The organism is Bradyrhizobium sp. 63_E2_N1_3 (assembly GCF_052076005.1).
Lineage (GTDB): Bacteria > Pseudomonadota > Alphaproteobacteria > Rhizobiales > Xanthobacteraceae > Bradyrhizobium > Bradyrhizobium barranii.
On sequence record NZ_CP197235.1, the window covers coordinates 3,302,983 to 3,321,429 of the forward strand.

The 18,447-nt window shown below is 63.2% G+C and carries 23 protein-coding genes; 12 read left to right on the forward strand and 11 right to left on the reverse strand.

Annotated features, from left to right (window positions below):
* Nucleotides 1–21 precede the first annotated feature (21 nt).
* The 4 genes from AB7531_RS15260 (at nt 22) to AB7531_RS15275 (ending at nt 4,460) form a co-directional block, all read left to right on the forward strand.
* On the forward strand, nt 22–1,461 hold the full coding sequence (locus tag AB7531_RS15260; RefSeq protein WP_306326732.1) for an extracellular solute-binding protein: 1,440 nt from the start codon (nt 22–24) through the stop codon (nt 1,459–1,461).
* A gap of 84 nt (nt 1,462–1,545) precedes the next feature.
* Nucleotides 1,546–2,637 carry an ABC transporter ATP-binding protein gene (locus AB7531_RS15265; RefSeq protein WP_063982331.1) on the forward strand — a complete coding sequence of 364 codons (1,092 nt, stop codon included), beginning with the start codon at nt 1,546–1,548 and terminating at the stop codon, nt 2,635–2,637.
* Nucleotides 2,638–2,896: 259 nt separating this feature from the next.
* On the forward strand, nt 2,897–3,718 hold the full coding sequence (locus tag AB7531_RS15270; RefSeq protein ID WP_063982332.1) for a helix-turn-helix domain-containing protein: 822 nt from the start codon (nt 2,897–2,899) through the stop codon (nt 3,716–3,718).
* Between the two features lie 76 nt (nt 3,719–3,794).
* Complete coding sequence (locus AB7531_RS15275; protein WP_063982333.1) at nt 3,795–4,460, forward strand: DsbA family oxidoreductase; 666 nt, start codon at nt 3,795–3,797, stop codon at nt 4,458–4,460.
* A 7-nt stretch (nt 4,461–4,467) separates the two neighbouring features.
* On the opposite strand, the gene AB7531_RS15280 is transcribed toward AB7531_RS15275, so the two are convergent.
* Entirely contained in the window at nt 4,468–5,637 is a 1,170-nt protein-coding gene (locus AB7531_RS15280; protein ID WP_063982334.1) for a GNAT family N-acetyltransferase, read from the reverse strand.
* 126 nt (nt 5,638–5,763) lie between these two features.
* Here AB7531_RS15280 and AB7531_RS15285 point away from each other — a divergent pair, with 126 nt between their 5' ends.
* Nucleotides 5,764–6,222, forward strand: a complete 459-nt coding sequence (locus tag AB7531_RS15285; RefSeq protein WP_371497795.1) for a YeeE/YedE family protein — start codon at nt 5,764–5,766, stop codon at nt 6,220–6,222.
* A gap of 5 nt (nt 6,223–6,227) precedes the next feature.
* Nucleotides 6,228–6,695, forward strand: coding sequence for a DUF6691 family protein (locus AB7531_RS15290; protein ID WP_063982335.1), 468 nt, complete (start codon nt 6,228–6,230; stop codon nt 6,693–6,695).
* Between the two features lie 59 nt (nt 6,696–6,754).
* On the opposite strand, the gene AB7531_RS15295 is transcribed toward AB7531_RS15290, so the two are convergent.
* The gene (locus AB7531_RS15295; RefSeq protein ID WP_028152664.1) at nt 6,755–7,084 is read right to left on the reverse strand and encodes a hypothetical protein; all 330 of its coding nucleotides are present in this window, start codon (nt 7,082–7,084) and stop codon (nt 6,755–6,757) included.
* A gap of 114 nt (nt 7,085–7,198) precedes the next feature.
* Complete coding sequence (locus AB7531_RS15300; RefSeq protein ID WP_063982336.1) at nt 7,199–7,603, reverse strand: hypothetical protein; 405 nt, start codon at nt 7,601–7,603, stop codon at nt 7,199–7,201.
* Between the two features lie 151 nt (nt 7,604–7,754).
* Here AB7531_RS15300 and AB7531_RS15305 point away from each other — a divergent pair, with 151 nt between their 5' ends.
* Nucleotides 7,755–7,979 carry a hypothetical protein gene (locus AB7531_RS15305; protein ID WP_063982337.1) on the forward strand — a complete coding sequence of 75 codons (225 nt, stop codon included), beginning with the start codon at nt 7,755–7,757 and terminating at the stop codon, nt 7,977–7,979.
* The gene (locus AB7531_RS15310) at nt 7,980–10,028 is read left to right on the forward strand and encodes a pyrroloquinoline quinone-dependent dehydrogenase (RefSeq protein WP_063982338.1); all 2,049 of its coding nucleotides are present in this window, start codon (nt 7,980–7,982) and stop codon (nt 10,026–10,028) included.
* 46 nt (nt 10,029–10,074) lie between these two features.
* On the opposite strand, the gene AB7531_RS15315 is transcribed toward AB7531_RS15310, so the two are convergent.
* Nucleotides 10,075–10,323, reverse strand: a complete 249-nt coding sequence (locus tag AB7531_RS15315) for a PilZ domain-containing protein (RefSeq protein WP_231142297.1) — start codon at nt 10,321–10,323, stop codon at nt 10,075–10,077.
* A gap of 178 nt (nt 10,324–10,501) precedes the next feature.
* Here AB7531_RS15315 and AB7531_RS15320 point away from each other — a divergent pair, with 178 nt between their 5' ends.
* A complete protein-coding gene (locus AB7531_RS15320) occupies nt 10,502–10,795 on the forward strand; it encodes an HdeA family protein (RefSeq protein ID WP_014494092.1) in 294 nt (97 codons plus the stop codon).
* 123 nt (nt 10,796–10,918) lie between these two features.
* On the opposite strand, the gene AB7531_RS15325 is transcribed toward AB7531_RS15320, so the two are convergent.
* Complete coding sequence (locus tag AB7531_RS15325) at nt 10,919–11,383, reverse strand: PaaI family thioesterase (protein WP_063982339.1); 465 nt, start codon at nt 11,381–11,383, stop codon at nt 10,919–10,921.
* A gap of 363 nt (nt 11,384–11,746) precedes the next feature.
* Between AB7531_RS15325 and AB7531_RS15330 the strand changes: the two genes are divergently transcribed.
* Nucleotides 11,747–12,043: a hypothetical protein gene (locus AB7531_RS15330; RefSeq protein WP_084795357.1), complete on the forward strand. Its 297-nt coding sequence runs from the start codon at nt 11,747–11,749 to the stop codon at nt 12,041–12,043.
* A 103-nt stretch (nt 12,044–12,146) separates the two neighbouring features.
* Nucleotides 12,147–12,401, forward strand: coding sequence for a hypothetical protein (locus AB7531_RS15335; RefSeq protein ID WP_014494095.1), 255 nt, complete (start codon nt 12,147–12,149; stop codon nt 12,399–12,401).
* Between the two features lie 3 nt (nt 12,402–12,404).
* On the opposite strand, the gene AB7531_RS15340 is transcribed toward AB7531_RS15335, so the two are convergent.
* On the reverse strand, nt 12,405–12,644 hold the full coding sequence (locus tag AB7531_RS15340; RefSeq protein ID WP_028152656.1) for a DUF6894 family protein: 240 nt from the start codon (nt 12,642–12,644) through the stop codon (nt 12,405–12,407).
* 147 nt (nt 12,645–12,791) lie between these two features.
* Nucleotides 12,792–12,980 (reverse strand): hypothetical protein, encoded by a 189-nt coding sequence (locus tag AB7531_RS15345; RefSeq protein WP_063986254.1) that lies wholly within the window; start codon nt 12,978–12,980, stop codon nt 12,792–12,794.
* A gap of 802 nt (nt 12,981–13,782) precedes the next feature.
* Here AB7531_RS15345 and AB7531_RS15350 point away from each other — a divergent pair.
* Nucleotides 13,783–14,022, forward strand: coding sequence for a DUF2798 domain-containing protein (locus tag AB7531_RS15350; protein WP_063982341.1), 240 nt, complete (start codon nt 13,783–13,785; stop codon nt 14,020–14,022).
* 883 nt (nt 14,023–14,905) lie between these two features.
* Here AB7531_RS15350 and AB7531_RS15355 read toward each other — a convergent pair.
* The 4 genes from AB7531_RS15355 to AB7531_RS15370 form a co-directional block, all read right to left on the reverse strand.
* Nucleotides 14,906–15,070 carry a hypothetical protein gene (locus tag AB7531_RS15355; RefSeq protein ID WP_441279980.1) on the reverse strand — a complete coding sequence of 55 codons (165 nt, stop codon included), beginning with the start codon at nt 15,068–15,070 and terminating at the stop codon, nt 14,906–14,908.
* Nucleotides 15,071–15,333: 263 nt separating this feature from the next.
* On the reverse strand, nt 15,334–15,525 hold the full coding sequence (locus AB7531_RS15360; RefSeq protein WP_085404274.1) for a hypothetical protein: 192 nt from the start codon (nt 15,523–15,525) through the stop codon (nt 15,334–15,336).
* Between the two features lie 246 nt (nt 15,526–15,771).
* Nucleotides 15,772–16,008: a DUF6894 family protein gene (locus AB7531_RS15365; RefSeq protein ID WP_063986255.1), complete on the reverse strand. Its 237-nt coding sequence runs from the start codon at nt 16,006–16,008 to the stop codon at nt 15,772–15,774.
* A gap of 1,188 nt (nt 16,009–17,196) precedes the next feature.
* Nucleotides 17,197–18,210: a glycosyltransferase family 2 protein gene (locus AB7531_RS15370; protein WP_063982345.1), complete on the reverse strand. Its 1,014-nt coding sequence runs from the start codon at nt 18,208–18,210 to the stop codon at nt 17,197–17,199.
* Between the last annotated feature and the right edge of the window lie 237 nt (nt 18,211–18,447).

The following is an 18,447-nucleotide window of genomic DNA, read 5'->3' on the forward strand; positions in this document are numbered from 1 at the left end:
ATGTTGCGACGGACGTTTCTGATGCTGACCACCTCGCTCGCGATGGCTTGCACCGCGAGCCAGGCGAACGCTGCTTGTAGCCCGGATTACTCCGGCGTCACCCTGACTGTGGCGTCGCAGACCGGACCGTATATCGCCTCCGCGCTCAAGCTCGGCGCGGACGAATGGACCAAGAAGACCTGCGGCAAGGTCAATGTGGTCGAATTCCCCTGGTCGGAGCTCTACCCGAAGATCGTTACATCGCTTACCGGATCGGACGCGACGTTCGATCTGGTCAGCTTTGCGCCGGCCTGGCTGCCCGACTTCGTCACCTATCTCAGCGAGATGCCGAAAGAGATGCAGTCCGGCAAGGATTGGGACGATGTCGAGCCGGCCTACCGTGAGCGCCTGATGGTGTGGGAAGGCAAAATCTATTCGCAATCGATGGACGGCGACGTTCACACCTACACCTATCGCACCGACCTGTTCAGCGATCCCAAGGAGAAGGACGCCTTCAAGGCCAAGTACGGCTACGACCTGGCGCCGCCAAAGACCTGGAAGCAATATCTCGACATCGCGGAGTTCTTTCAGCGCCCCGACAAGGGACTCTGGGGCACGGCGGAGGCCTTCCGTCGCGGTGGCCAGCAGTTCTGGTTCTTCTTCAGCCACGCGGCGGCCTATACCAACAATCCGAACTATCCGGGCGCGATGTTCTTCGACCCCGAAACGATGGATGCCCAGATCAACAATCCGGGCTGGGTGAAGGGATTGGAGGAATATATTCGCGCTTCCAAGCTTGGCCCGCCCAATGCGCTGAACTTTTCGTTCGGCGAGGTCAATGCCGCCGTGGCCGGCGGCCAGGTGGCCGAGTCGATCGGCTGGGGCGACACCGGCGTGATCGCCGCCGACCCCAAGCAATCGAAGATTTCCGGCAAGGTGGGCTCTGCAGTGCTGCCCGGCTCTGACGAGATATGGAACGCCAAAACCAAGAAGTGGGACAAGTTTCCGGCAGTGCTGCCGGCACCCTTCATGGCGTTCGGAGGCTGGCAGATTGCCGTGCCAAAGGTGGGCAAGAACCAGCAGGCGGCATGGGATTTCGTCAAGACGCTGACAAGCCCTGAAGTCTCAGGCAAGGCCGCGATTACCGGTGGCACGGGTGTCAATCCATACCGCAAGTCGCACACCACGAATCTGGAGTTGTGGAGCAAGATCTTCTCGCCGACGGAAGCCAAGGAATATCTCGGCGCCCAGGCCGACTCCATTAACGGCAAGAACGTTGCGCTCGACATGCGTTTGCCCGGCTATTTCTCCTACACCGAGGTTGTGGAGATTGAGCTTGGCAAGGCACTGGCCGGCCAGACCACGCCGCAGGCCGCGCTGGACGCGGTCGCGAAGGAATGGAATCGCCTGACCGATGAGTTCGGCCGCGCGAAGCAGCTCGCCGCCTATCGCGCGGCGATGGGCCTCTCACCGAAGAACTAGCTTCCCGCGGAGACTGCCCCGGATGATGCGTGAGCATCATCCGGGCTTTGTTGGCCGTCGATATAGGGACGGAAAAAGGAATCCATGGCGCACGTCGAGATCGAGAACGTCAGCAAGGCATATGGGCCCTACAAGATCATCGAGGGGCTTAATCTGAGTGTGGCCGACGAGGAGTTTGTCGTGCTTGTCGGGCCGTCCGGCTGCGGCAAGACCACGACGTTGCGCATGATAGCGGGACTGGAGACAGTCACCAGCGGAACCATTCGTATCGGTAATCGCGATGTGACGCAGCTGCGCCCAGGCTTGCGCAATTGCGCGATGGTGTTCCAGAATTATGCGCTCTATCCGCATATGACTGTTGGTGAGAATATCGGCTACGGCATGAAGGCGCGGGGCGAGTCGCGCGCCAATATCGCGAAAGCCGTCGAGGACGTGGCGCGGGTTCTCGACCTCGAGCAATACGTGGACCGTCGGCCCAAGCAGCTCTCCGGTGGGCAGCGTCAGCGCGTGGCGATCGGCCGTGCCATCGTGCGCAGCCCGGACGTGTTTCTGTTCGACGAGCCATTGTCAAACCTCGACGCCAAACTCCGCATCGAGATGCGGACCGAGATCAAGGCATTGCATCGCCGTCTCGCCAAGACGATCGTTTATGTCACACACGATCAGGTCGAAGCTATGACCATGGCCGATCGGGTCGTGGTGATGAATCGCGGCCGCATCGAGCAGGCGGCTGATCCGATCACGATCTATGAGAAACCAAGCAATCTCTTCGTCGCGGGCTTCATGGGCGCGCCCAGCATGAATTTCATCCACGGGGAGATTGCCGCTCGCGACGGTGCACTGATCTTCACCGAACCCTCGGGTACGGCGTTGAGATTGCCGAAATCCCGAGAGGCGGCCTATGCAGGGAGCATCGGCAAGCCGGTTGTGCTCGGCGTGCGGCCCGACCACGTGCTGCGGCAAGATGCGCCATCGGGCTCCTCCGTCCGCATGATGGTGAAAGACGTGGAGCCGCTCGGGCCGCATACTCTCGTGATTGGAACCGTGGGCGCATTTCCATTCACGGCGCAGATGCAAGTCGGTGTTTCTGCGGCGCCGGATTGCCCAATAGATGTCGCCATCGATCTGGAGCGAACGCATCTTTTCGACAAGGTTTCCGGGGCGGCCGTTTCATAGCCGGCGGTCCTCTGGCGGTGCAGGTCATCCCTAATCTTTACTTCCAGCGTGCGCATGCCTCATCGCGGTCACTTGCGCTGCGGCGAGCTCGCACGCGATGCGGGCGACGTTGCCCCCTTCTTCGCAAACTTTGCTCGCCCGGTATTGGTGTCGAGCAGAGTCTGCGAAAAGAGATTAAACGATTTCAGATGGTTACATCCAATATTCATTACCTCGCGGGTAATGGAAGGGCTGAAATCCGCGTGCTAGGTTTTCGAGCATGAACGCACATGCATCCACGGCACAGGCCGAACGCAGCCAGCCCGTCCATATCGGCGACCATTTGCGCGAATGGCGGCAACGCCGCCGCATGAGTCAGCTCGATCTGGCGGGCGAGGCCGAGATTTCCGCGCGGCATTTGAGCTTCGTCGAGACCGGTCGCGCCGCGCCCTCGCGCGACATGGTGCTCAGGCTCGCCGAACGTCTCGAGGTGCCCTTGCGCGAACGCAACGTGCTGCTGGTCGCGGCCGGCTATGCGCCGGCGTTTCCGCAGCGCCCGCTGGAGGATCCCGCCTTGAAATCAGCTCGCCAGGCGATCGACCTCGTTCTCAGGGCGCATGAGCCCAATCCGGCGCTGGCCTATGACCGGCACTGGAATCTGGTGTCCGCCAACCGCATGGTGGCGCCGCTGCTCGACGGCATCCCGCAGCGGCTGCTCGGCCAGCCCTTCAACGTGCTGCGGCTCGCGTTTCACCCTGAAGCGCTGGCGCCGCGCACGGTCAATCTCGCGGAATGGTGCGGGCACCTGCTGGAGCGGCTGCACCGGCAATGCGAGGCAACGGCCGATCCTGAGCTGATCAAGCTCTATAACGACCTCAAGAGCTATCCCATCCCGGCGCGCTCGGGGCCGCTGTCGAGCGACAATGTCGCGATTCCCTTCAAGCTGCGCCATGGCGGAGCGATACTAAGTTTCTTCTCCACCACCATGGTGTTCGGCACACCGGTCGACATCACCCTGTCCGAGCTGGCGCTGGAGACGTTCTTCCCGGCGGACGAGCGCACCGCCGAGTGGCTGAAGCAGATGGCAGCAGCTATGACCTAGCGCCCTTGCCTCGGAGCGGGTTCGGCTTATCTTCGGCTTATCTTGGGTCAAACCCGCATCGCCCGAAGGAGGCGCTATGAGCACGTTGAAACCGCTCCAGATCGATGTCGTCTCCGACGTGGTGTGTCCCTGGTGCTATATCGGCAAGCACCGGATCGAGAGCGCGCTGGCGCTCGTGCCCGACGTCCCGGTCAAGCTGAATTTCCGCCCCTTCTTCCTCAATCCCTGGGTGCCGCGCGAGGGCATCAGCCGCGAGGCCTATCTCACCCAGAAGTTCGGCTCGGTCGAAGCCTATAAGGGCATTGCCGGCCGCGTGGTCGCAGCCGCGGGCGAGGAGGGCCTCGTCTACAAGCCCGAGCTGGTCGCGCGCCAGCCCAACACGACTGACTGCCATCGCTTGATCCTCTGGGCCGATGCGATCGGCAAGGCGCCCGAGATGAAGCAGCGGCTGATGGAGCTGTATTTCCGCGACGGCGGCGACCTCACTGACGTGAACGTGCTGGCGCAGGCGGCCGCCGATGTCGGCCTCGATGCCGACGACGTGCGCAAGCGCCTCGCCACCGACGAGGACGTCGCGCGCGTGTCGGCCGACGCGCAGGAGGCCGCCGAGAAGGGCATCTCCGGCGTGCCGACCTACGTATTCGCGCAGAAATACGCCGTCTCCGGCGCGCAGGATCCGAACCTGCTCGCCCGCGCCATCCGCGAGGTCTCGGCGGAGATCAACGCGCAGGCGGCGGAGTAGCTTTCGCCTATTTGCGGAGCAGACGCACCACGCGTCGCGCGGCCTCGTGTGCGGTGTTGAGGCCAACCAGCGCTGCGTGAATTAAGCCAACCACTGGATCGTGGCGCCGCAGCGGAATCAGCACGTCGCCGATGGCGAAGCGTCCGCGCCAGATCGGGTTGATCATGGGGTGGTCGGCGCTCGCCGTGGAGTCCGCGCTGGTGATAGCCGGATCGGCGCAGAGATGGCGGGTAAGGTCGAGCGTGAGCTGCACGCCCGGCGAATATCTTGCAAAGCGTTCGTCGATACCGAGCTTGAAGAAGAAGGCGCGGTCCTGGTGGCGCAGCACGATGCCGGCTGCCACCGGCGTCGTGCCGGCGCGCAGCGTGATGACCTCGCACTGCGCGGTCTCTGCCAACGCGGGAACCGCGCGGCGAATGAAGGTCGCATCGCCCGCATGCTGGATCAGCGCGGTGCCGCGCTTGCCTTTCCAGCCACTGGCCTCGAGTTGCAGGAAAGTTTCGAGCGCCGGCCCGATCTCGTCGGGCTTGCGCGCGACCGCGAAGGCGACGGGCCCGTGCTCTTCGAGGCGATGGCGCTGGCGACGCAGCTCCTTGAGTTTTTTGGCGCCGAGCGCGCCATGCAACAGCGTTTCACCATCCTGCGTCGCGTCGAGGCTGGCGCGGATGTAGGAGGAGAGGATACGCGGCTTTAGGCCGTCGCGATTGAGAACGTCCTTGAGCGAACTCATCGCCGCGCCGTCGAGTGCAACGTCGTTCAGCACGAGTGCATGCGCTCCGGCCTCGCGCGCCTGCTGCAACAGCCGCGCGGCCGCTTCGATCGGCGCGTCGCGGTCGATCAGCGGGCTGCACAGGGTGCCATAGGGATGCGCGCTCACCAGCGCGGGCAGGGGGATCTTCCAGGCGCGCCAGAGCGAGACCACCGGCATCAGCCCGATCAGCCGCGCCGACGCGCCGTCGAAGGCGGGCAGCGCCGAGGCGTCGGCGCGGCCGCGCGCGGCCTCGCTCACGGCGAGCTCCCAGCCCGGCAGGTAATAGCCGTTCGGCTCGATCACGCGTTGAGCGAGCGCGCGCCATTGGCCGGGATCGATGGACGTGAGGGGGACGAGCGCGCGCGTCGCCGCGGCAGCCCTTGCCGATGCTGGATTGATCGCTGCCTGATGCGCGATATCGACCACGTCCCGTCGTTCCCCGTTCAGAAGGTCATGCTTAGCGCAAAGATTGGAAAATTCCGTTGGGACGCCGCTTCAATTCGAATGGTAGTATTAACGTCTCATTGAGCATTCGGGCAGCCGCGGCGTGCCATGATCAAGCTCTCGACCTGGAGGATCAAAATGATCGCCACACCTTTCACGCCGATAGCGTCGCTCCTTGGTGGCGCGTTGATCGGCCTGTCCGCCGTGCTCCTGATGTGGGCGACGGGACGGATCGCCGGTGTCAGCGGCATCGCGGCGCGGCTGTTTCCGCCTTACGAGGACCGCGAGTTCGCCGGCCGGCTCGCTTTCGTCGCCGGCCTCGTCGCCGCGCCCATCCTGGTGCGCATCGTCAGCGGAAACCTGCCGGTGCAAACGATCGCGGCGGGAACGCCGGTGCTGATCGTCGCCGGATTGCTCACGGGCTTCGGTGCGGTCTGGGGCAGCGGCTGCACGTCCGGCCATGGCGTCTGCGGCCTGTCGCGGCTGTCGCTGCGATCGCTGGTCGCGACCATCTCCTTCATGTCGGCGGGCATCGCCACTGTCTTCGTGATGCGGCACTGGGGCTGACGACGATGGCAATCCTCATTCAATTCGTGATCGGCCTCGTCTTCGGTATCGGGCTCATCGTCTCCGGCATGTCGAATCCGGCAAAGGTGCTGAACTTCTTGGACGTCGCCGGAATTCCCGCTGGAACGTGGGATGCGAGCCTGGCTTTCGTGATGGCAGGTGCGGTCGCGGTAACCTTCATCGGCTTCAGCCGTGTCTTGAAACTCGCGCGACCGTTTTTCGCAGACCGCTTTTACCTTCCGACGCGAAAGGACATCGATCCGAGAATTATCGCTGGTCCCGCCATCTTCGGCATCGGATGGGGGCTCGCAGGCTTTTGCCCGGGCCCTGCGCTCACCGCGCTCGGATTCGGCTCGGCGTCCGCCTTCATCTTCGTCGCCGCGATGTTTGCCGGCATGGTGCTCGCCCGCTTCATCGCGCAGCTCCCGTCGTCAACGCGCTTCGTCGCGCCGGCCGATCCGCTCGAAACCTGACATGGACAGGACCGGGCGAGTGGATCTCGTCCGGTCCTGCCCTGTGACAGCTTCAGTGACTACCAGCGGTCCCCGCCGACACCGACGCCCACGCTGACGCCGGGCGCTCGAATGCCGACGCCGCCGCGCGGACCATCGTCCCAGTCGCGATACGTGCGGCGCTCGTAATAGCGATCGCGCGGCATGGCGTTGTAGGAGTCGCGCACGATCACGCGCGAGCCGCCACGGGTGCGATAGCAATTGCCGGCGTCATCGCAGACAAGCCGGACTTCCTGAACGAGCTCAGGGTTGGCGTATTCGCTGGTCGTGTAGATGTCCGCGGCCTTCGCGCCGCTCGCCGCAGCGAGGGCGCCGACGCCAGCCAGTAGTGCGATCGTGAATGTCCTCATCGTGTCCTCCTCCGAAACTGCCCTCGGGGGTAACAAGAAGGGGAGGCGGTGATCGTTCCGGGTCGAACTACAGGTTTTTCCCGGAACCGGAGCGCGTGTCGGCGTGATTTGTTCCTAGATCGGCTCGTAGGTTTCCGTCCCGCAGATGTCGTCGACTTCCGCGCGGCGGCGATCGACCACCTTTCCCCCTGAGATCGTCACGATGTAAATCTGGGTGCCGAGCGTGGAGCCGGTCGCGGAGGTGAGCTGCGCGCTGACGCAGGCGGTCCAGCCCTGTCCCCGCACCTCCCGATGGGGCGGGGCGACGTGCACCTCCCGCGGATAGGACGTGTTGAGGAAGACCACGTTGATCTGCTCGCGGACCACGCGTTTGACGTCAGGGGGCGCTTCGGGGGGCGGCTGCTCGGCTTCCTTCAGGCGCATGAACTCGGGCACCGGCGCGCGGCTGTCGGCGAAGCCGCAAGAACCGAGTCCGAGCGCGCTGGCCAGAAGCGCCGCATGAGCAACAATCCGCAACATCCGTGAAGGTCCCCTGCGGGCCAACAGATAGGCAGGAATGCGATCCGGCAAAGTCCCGGCCGATCAAGATTTGCTGAAATCCCGGCCCCCCGGCATTTGCTATTACGGGATTGCAGGCTAATTTGTGCCCCAGACGAGGGGGATTGCATCAATGCGGATTTTGGTCATCGCGGCCGCCGTGCTCGCACTAACGGTTGCGTCGGCGCAGGCGCAGGGCCGCAGCAGAGGCCAGCCGAACGAAGCGAAGTCGGACAACAAGCCCAAGGTCGACGAAAAGGCCTACAAGGCCGCGCTCGAGCGCATTCCGGAGCCCAAGGAGAAGTACGACCCGTGGGGCGGAGCCCGTCCGGCTGAACCTGCCAAGAAGCCCAAATAAATGAGGGGGGCGTTGGCGAGCCGTCTGTGTCAGTCGGCCGCCGCCATCGTGCTCCTCCTGTTTTCGTCGTGGCCAGGCATCGCCTGGGAGAGCTGGGGTGGCGATCCCGGCGGCTCACGCTTCTCGCCTTTGCGGGAGGTCACGCCCGACAATGTCGGCAATCTGGTTCGGGCCTTCGAATTCCATACCGGCGATCTCGCGGTGCGGCCGCCCGAGGTGATGCGGCGAACCAAATTCCAGGCGACACCGTTGTTCGTCGAGGACAGCCTGATCTTCTGCTCGCCCTTCAATGAGGTGATCGCGCTCGATCCCGGCACGGGCGCGCAGAAATGGCGCTTCGATCCAAAGATCGCGACCAATCAGCGGCCCGCCAACCGCTATGTCTGCCGCGGCGTGACCCACTGGATCGACGATGAGGCGCCCGCGAATGCCGCCTGCCGATCGCGCATCTTCATGGGCACGAACGATGTCCGCCTGATCGCGCTCGATGCAAAGACAGGCATTCCCTGCGCCGGTTTCGGCACTGGCGGTGAGGTCAGGCCCGATATCGGCATGAAGCTGGACTGGCCCGGCGAATTCCAGATCACCTCGCCGCCGGCGGTCGGCCGCGGTGTCGTCGTGATTGGCTCCGCGATCGGCGACAACCGCCGCGTCGACGCGCCGAGCGGCGTGGTGCGCGCGTTCGATGCGCGCAGCGGCCAGCCGCGCTGGACCTTCGAGCCGCTCAAGCGCGACGGTGTCGAAGCCGGTCATGCCAATGTCTGGGCGCCGATGTCGGTCGACGCGGCGCGCGGGCTGGTTTTCCTGCCGACATCCTCGCCGTCGCCGGACTTTTGGGGCGGCAAGCGGCCGGGCAACAACGAGCACGCCAATTCGGTGGTCGCGCTGCGCATCGAGACCGGCGAGCTCGTGTGGGCATTCCAGACCGTGCATCACGACGTCTGGGATTACGACCTGGCGTCGCAGCCGACGGTCACGCGTATCGACACCGGAGACGGCCAGCGCGATGTCGTGATTCAGCCGACCAAGCAGGGATTTGTCTTCGTGCTCGACCGCGATACCGGCAAGCCGGTGTGGCCGGTGGAAGAGCGCGTGGTGCCGCAAGGCGGCGCGGAAGGTGAACGACTATCGCCGACGCAGCCATTCCCGACGCATGTGCCGCCGCTGACATCGCAGAGAATCTCGACTGAGGATGCGCTCTCGCTCCTCCCTGGCCTGGGTCGCTCCGCTTGCGAAAGGCAGTTCGCGGAGGCACGTAACGAGGGGTTGTTCACCCCGCCCTCGACGCAAGGCACAGCGGAGTTTCCCTTCACCGGCGGCGGCGTCAACTGGGGTAGCGCAGCCTTCGACCCGGTCAACCAGATCCTCTACGCCAACACCGGCCGCGCCGTTCATCTCATCAAGCTGATCCCGCGTGCGGAGGCGGCTGGATTCGATCCGCCTCCCGGTCATGATTTCGGCCAGCAGAAGGGCGCGCCGTTTGCGATGTCGCGTGCGGTGGTGACGTCGCCGCTCGGGTTGCTTTGTAACAAGCCGCCTTGGGGCGAGATGGTCGCAGTCGATCTGAAGGCCGGCAAGATCCTCTGGCGTTCAACGGTCGGCACCACGGAAGACCTTGCGCCGCTCGGCGTGCCGCTGCCGTGGGGCGCGCCGCTCGTCAACGGGCTCGCGGTCACCGCAGGCGGTCTCGTCTTCACCGGCGCGATGGATGCCTATCTGCGCGCCTTCGATGCGCGAAGCGGCCGGGAGTTGTGGCAAGGCCGGCTGCCGGTGCCCGGCGTCGCCAACCCCATGACCTATCTCTGGAAGGGCGAGCAGTATGTCGCGATCGGCGCGGGCGGCCACTCCGAGGTCGGCACCTCGATCGGCGACAGCGTCGTTGCATTTCGCCTGGCGCGGCCGGGTGAAGGGCCGTCGCTGTGGTCGCGCACCATCGATCGTCCGGGCGGACGATTTTGGGTGTCGTCGTCAGCAATTGTGTTCGCGATCATCCTGCTGATCATCGCGAGCCTGCGCTGGCGTCGTCGACGTCGTATAAAGCAAGCATGATGCTGCGTTGTGTATGCGATGCGAACGGTTGTTCACATCGCGCGCGCTATCGTACGAAAGCGAGGCCTATGCGCCCGTCATTGCGCCATACGGTGCGGCAATTCCGTACGAAATTGTCGCGCGCGATCGAGAGCGTGAATGATTTCGGCAATATGACGGGGGAATCGAGCTCGATCGCCGCGCCGCCTTCCGACATGTTTCGCACCGTGCACGCGATGCCGCTGCTTTCAAAGGTGATCGTTCCACCCTTGAAAACACGGTAACGCTGCGCTGCACGTTTCTCGATCATCGGCATTAATCCATAACGATGATTGTGAAGTAGTGCATAGAAATTACGTTGAAATAAACTCAATACTGGCGCTACTTGCACAGCGCTTCAGACTTCGTTTACGACGTTGGAGCGGTGAGTCACTTCCCGCCGACTTCCCTCACAAGCCCTTCCTTTATGGCGTTACGCGCCGATGGAGATATTGATGAAGACCACGCTTTCGCTTCTGTTCGCCGCAGCGCTCTCGCTGTCATCGATGCCCGCCCACGCCGTCAAGTGGGACCTCTCGACCATGACCTGCAAACAGTTCCTCGAGAGCGGCGAAGACAACATCGCGGTCGTGCTGACCTGGATGGACGGCTGGTACAAGGGCGACGAGGACAACGCGATCATCGACACCGAGGTGTTCATCGAGAACGCCAAGAAGTTCGGTGCCTATTGCGGAAAGAATCCGACCGTCAGCGTCGTCACCGCGGCTGACGAAATTCTCGGCAAGTAATTCGTGAAGCTGACCGAAGCGCGGACGCAATCGCGCTTCAGTCCCTCGCTTCGATGCGGAATTGATTGGAGAGCCGCGGAGCGCCTTGCGCGCTCACGCGGCTCTCTTCTTTTTGGATGATGCTCAGCCCGGCAGCATCGCGAACGCGCTCGACACCATCGCCACCTGTTTGTTGTCGGTGGCCGAGAGCAGCGTGACGCGGCCGAAGCTCATGGTGCGTCCGAGCCGCACCACGCGCGCGTCGGCGAGCACATCCGACGAGGAGACCGCGCGCATGAAATGCGTGGTCTGGTCGACCGTCGTCATCGGACGATAGCCGCGATTGGCGGCGAGGTTCGCGATCACCATCGCGGTATCGGCGAGCGCCATCAGCGCCTGGCCGCACACCACACCGCCGTTGCGGCACAGTCGCTCCGAGAATGGCATGCGCAGGAGCGCGCCCGGCTGCCAGTCCGGCTCGTCCGGCGGCGGCAGGTGCTCGAGGCGCTCGACGGCGAGGTTGAGATCCTGGACCCAGGGCGCAAAGACCTCGCCGAGTATGCGTCTGGCCTCAGCGATGCCGAACTCGGCTTCTGGCTGCGATGGCATTGCTGTCGGTCCCCCCTGTGTTGCCGGATGTTTCGGCCATTCTGCGCGCATCGGCGCGGCAAAGTCACCCGGTCTTCGGTCGGCTCTGTCGGCTTGAAAATGCCTGACTTGGCCCGATATGATACCGGGCTTGGGAACGGGTGGGCGATGTTGCGTCGGTGTGTCCTTGTGTTTGGGTTGATAGCGCTAGGACTTGCGCTGGACGGGTGCACCAGATGCGGCCCGATTTGGGACGACTGGCTGCAGGCGCCGAAATCGTGCAGATCGGACCGGCTCTAGCGCGCCATTCGGCCCTGGCGGGCCGTTGACAAGAACGACAAGGCGCGGTTGACCTGCCCTTCATGGATGATCAAGGAGTCAATGATGAAGCTTTTCCGTATGGCGGCGGTGCTGCTGGCCGTGCTGGCGGGACCGGCCTACGCGCAAATGCCCAATCTCAATTTGTTGCAGGAAGGTCCGGGCAAGACCCCCGAGGAAAAGGCCGCGGAAGCCGAGCGTGACAAGGCCTACAAGGAAACGCTGAAGAAGATTCCGGACTCCAAGGCGTCCAACGATCCCTGGGGCGGCATACGTTCCGACCCGCCGAAGCAGGCGGCTGCGCCGAAGGCGTCGGCCGCAACCGGCGCGCCCAAGAAGAAATCCGGCACGACCGCCAATTGACCTTGTCCCCGATCGGAGGCGGCTGATGCCTCCGGCCGGGACTCCTCTTCGGCCGGCCTGCTTCCTACATCTCCGAGAGCGTATTGCGTTGAGGAGGAACGGCATGGCCGATCGTCCGCGGGATCTCGCCGAGCGGATGGCGCGCCGGCGCAAGATGGGCGGCAAGCCGGGCGAGCGCGGCGGCGACGGCTTCTTGCGTGAGACTTTCACCCTGCCGCGCCCGGCGGCGCGGGCGAGGGCGGAGGCTTTCTTCGCCCGCTACCCCAAGGCCGGCTATATGAGCGCGGTCGAGACCTGGCGCGAACTGCCGGGCGGCGAGATCGAATTCACCATGAGGCGGCTGCCCAGCGCCGACTAGACGTCAAGTCTCCTCGAAGGATTCGGCGATGATGCGGATCCGGAACACGGGCTCCTTGGCCTCGTCGAGCAACTCCATGTGCCATTCGGAGTTTTCGTTGAGCTTGCGCGCGAGGCCGGCGGCCATGTCGGCGCAGATGCTGGTCATCATCTTCCAGGCCGCATCGCGATCGGCAAATTCCGTCGCCTGGTCCGCGCAGCCGGAATAGCGGCCGTTCCGAATTCGAAAGAAGTAGAGCGGCATGGCTGGCACCGGTCACATGATGGTCCCGCCTCCCGGGCCATGGGCGCGCGCAGTGCAGTCCCAAACCAGGGACAGATCAATTCCGGGCCGCTACGGGCGTCACCTCGCGGGCGCGCGTGGTTGCTGAACCCGGCTCGGGTGGTTTGTTCAAGCGGTCTTACGCCCGATCGCCTTCAGCTCCCGATCGATGCGCAGCTGCACGCGCCGGATCGCCAACAGATCGATCTTCGTCTCGGTCTTGCCCGTCCTGGTCTCGTCACCGATGCGGAACTGCCACTGCCAGACTCCGGGAAGCGCCGTCTTGGCAACGGTGAACTCAACGCCCCTGTGATTCATGGTCATCTCCACGATTCACCCTCCATTCACCGTGAACATGTTGGGCGTCACTCTATTCCTGCGACAAGCGAAATTTGGCGGTAAGCCTTGGATAGTTCACGGTAATCTTTGGAACCGCGCGCGGTCCGAAACAAACGAAATCGAGTTCCGAAATCCGTGCACGGAATGCGGGCAAGGCATGGCAAATTCATCCGGTCTTGCCGTGCAACCGTCCGCACCGAGGAACTCTGTTCATGGACGGAGAACCCCGGAATGCGGGATCCGCGCATTTGACACATCGCTGCGAAGCGCGGTCCGGATTCCATTCCGCATCTTGTGGAACCCAAAGCGGCGCGCGTTGCTACCGCCGCCATTCAAAGCGAACAGGTGTGGTCGATACTTTTCCACTTTTGCGTGTCATATATCTATGCTCTGCTTGTGAACGACGGTTCGAACGCGATGTCACGAAGGGGAAGGTGTGAGCTGGCTGAGACATCTTGTGCTGCGCTGGGGTGCACGGAATTTCTCGCTGACCTGTCCCCATTGCCGGCATCCCGCGTCCTCATCGAGCTTCAAGCGCGCGCGTTTCATGCTCGGTGACGAGAGGCTCGTCTGCGAAGAGTGCGGCGAGACCAGCGTCGTCACGTTCTGGCGTTTCGAAGGACTATCGAGCCGGCCCGATTGCACTGAAGCGAGGCGGCGCGCGCCGCTGTCCGATTCGCGGCACTGATCCGACGCCGGCGGTGTGCGTCGAAGTCCACTCCATGCGCGCTGCGGCATATGCCTTGCTTGGCCTCATGACGGCAAACAACATGGGCGCGTCATGCTCGGCATTCCCCGCCGCTACTCCCATTTCGTCTTCGGTGTCATCCAGTCCGGCCTGACCTCGCTGATCGCCGCGGGCATCGCCAGCTTTCCCGCTCCTGGCGCGACGGTCTTCCTCGCGCACTGGATGGTGTCGTGGCTGATCGCGTGGGCCGCGATGCTGCCGATCGTGCTGCTCGCAGCGCCTGCGATCCGCGCCTTCTCGCTGCGGCTGACGCGAGAGGAGAGGGCTCGGTGAAGCGGCCGGCAGGCATAAAAAAACCCGCTTGGGGAGAGCCAAGCGGGTGAAAGGTTATTGGAGGCTGAGGTGCTGGGCTGCAACACCGTAGCCCGACGACCCTAGCCGGTTGAGCTTACGACAGCCTGACAGGGCCGGCAGATCGGCTTTCAACCTGCCGCGCGTCCGCGCCCGCAAACAGAAAACCCCGCTCGGGGCAGAGCGGGGTCCTCGACTGTGTATGGAGGCCCGGTGTTGGTCCACCGGGCACAGCCAGACTAGGAGACCAGGCTTACGGGTGCCTGACGGCCGGCACCGAAATCCGCGTCGGGAGGCCGCAGACTGGCCCCGCACGCGTCCCAATTTGGCCACCCGATCGCACCACTGGAGCCACACCCCTCGGCGAGATTTCGCATCGTCGGCGACGCCATGGGGGAAACGTGGTGCGCCGGCAGCGGGGTGGCATCATGGATAACGTAGAGCGGTCATTCGCCGCCGCGACGGCGGCTGGCTTCGTCGTGCTGGTGATCGGCCTCGTGCTGCTGGCGCTGCTGTAAGGCGTACCGGCGGACGGCAGCCAAGGCCGGACCGGGCTAAAGCAGGCGCTTCGATCCTGGGTAGGCACCCAGGACGCCGCTGCGCCCTTTCAAAACATGGAAAACAACCCCATGCACAGTAGGGGGTCGGGCGATTTCGTTGTGCGATCAATGGCTTAATTGTGGTATTTAGATACCTTAAATCCGCGCAATGGCTCCGGGGCCCCGAGCGCAATGCTGGATCCTCGACATGAACAGGGGCTGGCTCTGCCGGGCCAATCCTGCGACGCGCATTCCCGACGGCCGGTACGGCGGCTACCCGCCCATCGCGGCGCAGCCTTGGTCAGATCAGAAGCCCGTCGGCGGGCTTAGTGGACCTTGATCTCACCCAGGGGAAGGCGGAGTTCGGCGGCGCGCTCTTCGCGGTCCTTCTTGCGAAACTCGTTTTCCTTCCGCTCGAACTTCACCATCTCGTATGCCGCCGCGAGGAGGTGAGTGCGCCTGACAGCATTGGGGTGCGCGTCTTCCGTCATGTTCCTGGTCCCCATCGTTGCGATCGCATCCCGAAGAAAGCCGGACACCGCAAAAAGGTTCGATGCCGCAGGATTGCGGAATTATGACGGCGCGCGTCGGCTGCGTCTTTGATGCGCGTCATCTTCAGTCGAAGGGTGACGAATGCGGAGGATCGGCAAAAATCAAAAAAGGCCGCCAACCGAGGCGGCCTCTCATCATCTTTGAATCACTTGATCTTTGAATCGCTTGCCCGCTAGCGGCAGGGCTTCTAGCGGCAGGGCTTCTAGCGGCAGGGCTTGCCAATCATCTGGGCGTGCCGGCTGTGGCAGCCGTCGTGCAACTGAGACTTCCTCGTCACCTTTGCGCCGACCTTCGGGGCGCCCGATGCCGTCGCGGCATTCGATATCTGGGCTTGCGCCGGCACCGAGCCGGCGAGGACAGACAGCGCCAGAGCGATCTTGAGGATTGCCTTCATCGTGCCTCCTGAGGTTGTTCGAGCGGTACGAAGAGTAACGCTACTTATATGAGCGTTACACACTGTAGCGTTCAATTCAAGTTCGATCGGAGGCATGACGACGAACCGCCGTCCTCGCGGCGGACCGAGATGGGGCAAAGTGAGGTAGATCGCAGATGAGGCGGGGCGAGCGCTCCGCGGAATGGACCGATTAGGCGGCCTCGGTCCGTCGCGACGTGCACGCCCAATGTGGCGAGCCGTGGTGGCCTATTGCTTCGTTGTCGGCGGCTCGAAGATGAGGGCGGCTTGGAACACCCGCCCGGCGTCGGTGCGGACTTCGATCGCAACGTCTGTTCGATCCTCGTGTCCCGCCAGGTCGCGCGCAAGGCCGCTCAATGTCTGCGTCGCCTCGATCTCTGCTTCGCGCTGGGTTCGAAACTCCAGTCCCTCATCGTCGGCATAGAGGCCGGTGTCGTCTCGGATATCGAAAAAGTACCGGACCATGGCGCCGCCTCTCAGAGAGAGTATCGCCGCCAACCCCGCCTTGGGAGGACCGTTCCTAATTATTTCGGCGGCTGGAATCCGGGTACTGTCCCAATCCCCGGGCGTGGTTGGCGTCCCGTTGGCCGGCGAGAATGCCAGGACCGCCGCTTGCAGGTTGGGCAATCGTAGACCTGGACGCCGAGCGCCGTTGAACCAGGTCAATCATAGCTGTCTTTACGGACGGTCTCGATCCGCCTTGCGTCCGCCTACATCTGTGGCGGCGTGACCCTTGCTTCGTCTCTCGTCAGGGCGGCAAGCCTGTCCAATTGGCTAGCCACGCCAGTGAGGCTCCGGGCGATGTTCTTCAACAGGAAGGCCCTGTCCGCCGAAACCCCGGACGATTGAGAGAGGACCTTGTAATGATTTGCGAGTTCCTCGCATTTAGCAGCGTCGATCATAATTGAGCCCATCTATGAAACAGGTCAACAGCTCAACCCTAATACGGTTCCCACGCGGGGCGCTGACGACCCTTGGCGTTGCAATGCCTCGCATCCTACCACAGCTATTCGTCGTCAGGTTGTGTTCTGCGCCACAAATCGCGTCACTCCCGAAATCAAAGGCCACCACGCCAGGAAACAGGCTCGTCCCTGAAGACGGCCCCGGCCGGTGGGGCTTGATAGGGGTGAAGGCCGGGGCCGCTTGGGGATGCTTGGCCCTTGGCAAAGACCAAGCGAATCCGAGTTTAGTCGACCCTCACCGCGCCTCTGTTCGTTTCAGCACATAATTGCCAAATTTTCCTGCCCCGCATTCGCATGCGCAAATGCATATCGAGGGCCGGTACGGTTTCCTTATCGTCTTGGATTGGCAGACCACGGAGACGTGCGTATTGCCTGACCGGCACCCTCGCAGGGCAGATTTTTTCATTCAGATGGGTGGCATCGGTTGGATGATGTCCGACCGAGAGCGCAAGGGCCTGGCGATCATCGAAACAGCTGCGCCCGATGTCTATACGGGCGCGCGGCAGTCAAGTCCGCCGCATTGCCAAAAATTCCCGCGACCGATGGGCCGCGGCATACTCCCGTCCGGCTTCCTCGGTGCGCTCCGGATCGGGAGACGGGAGCGGCTTTGGGAGGGACTGATTTTCGGTCACCTATCTCGGTGTCTCAAACGCACCTGTGGCAACTCTGACACCGGGACTGCCGAATGAGCTCACAGGAAATCCGTGCAATGAGCGATCCCCGGTAAGGTTGCAATCGCACCCGGTGCGCGCGCCCAGGCTCGGATCGCCAGGTTGGCCGCCTTCAAAACCGAGGGGCGCAAGATTTGAAGCGCATCGCGGATCGTTGCGCTCAGGGGCTGCTGACGGATCCGTGTGCGCAGCCGGGCAACCCGCAATGCACGCACCATCGTTTCAGGATCGGGAAGTCCGCGCTTATCCTCCAGAAGGCTCCAGGCGAGGTGCTTGAGTTCGATGGTCTCCTGGTCGATCTGAGGGAACGATCCCAATGCCGTGATGCTCGCGTGGTTGGTCGTGTCGTAGAACACAAGACCGTCGTCGATCGCCACCATGTCGCCCTGGCAGGCGAGATCGAGAAAGAACAGTTGGTCCACGCCCCAACTGATCGACTTGTAGTTTCGCATCAGGCAACCGGCCCGGATGACCTTGCCGTTGATCAGCAGGGTCGACGGGACAATCCCAAGCAATCGGGTCTTGCCCGCCAGATAGAGATCCGCCAGGCACTGCTGGCCCGAATACAGATAAACTTGGCGTCCTCGCCGGTACCTTATGCCGCTGTCCTGAACGAGATGAGATGTGGAGGTCATGAACGCAGCGGCGGGGTACGTCCTCGCCAATTCCGCAAAAGTCGCAAGCGATCCTGGCGTGAGCCAGTCGTCGTCGTGCAGCACTTTGATCCAGTCGCCGCGACATGCGAGCATCGCGTTGTTGGTATTCTCAACCTGGCCGCGGCCGCGGTGGTTCTCGATAACGCGAATGCGCGGGTCGCTCCGCGCGTGCTCGGACAGGATGCTCCAAGTCGCGCCTTCCGGACCTTCGTCGTCGCTGATCACCATTTCCCAGTCGGCGTGCTCCTGCTGCAGCACGCTTTCAATCGCGCGGCGCACCATCTCCGGTCGGCGGAAGGTGGGTATTGCCACCGAAATGAATGGGCGGTGTTCCGAACTCTGGGAGCTATCGAACCGCTCGGCGTACAATTGATCCATTCATCGTACCTCGTTGATCGAAGCGGTCGTGGCTGGAAGTGGCAGACCCTTCTTCGGTTTGAGCCTGTTCGCAGAGCATCTTGAATCGAACCGAGCGAACGAGGCGCGTGAATGCTAGGGAGACGATCTCGATGCGGTCATCGTCCATTCGCATGAACTTTGTTCCCGCAGGCCGCGACGTTTCGAAGCGGCCGCTTGTCCGCCTTGGTGAAAGAGTGTTCTGGTTCCCCTCGGTTT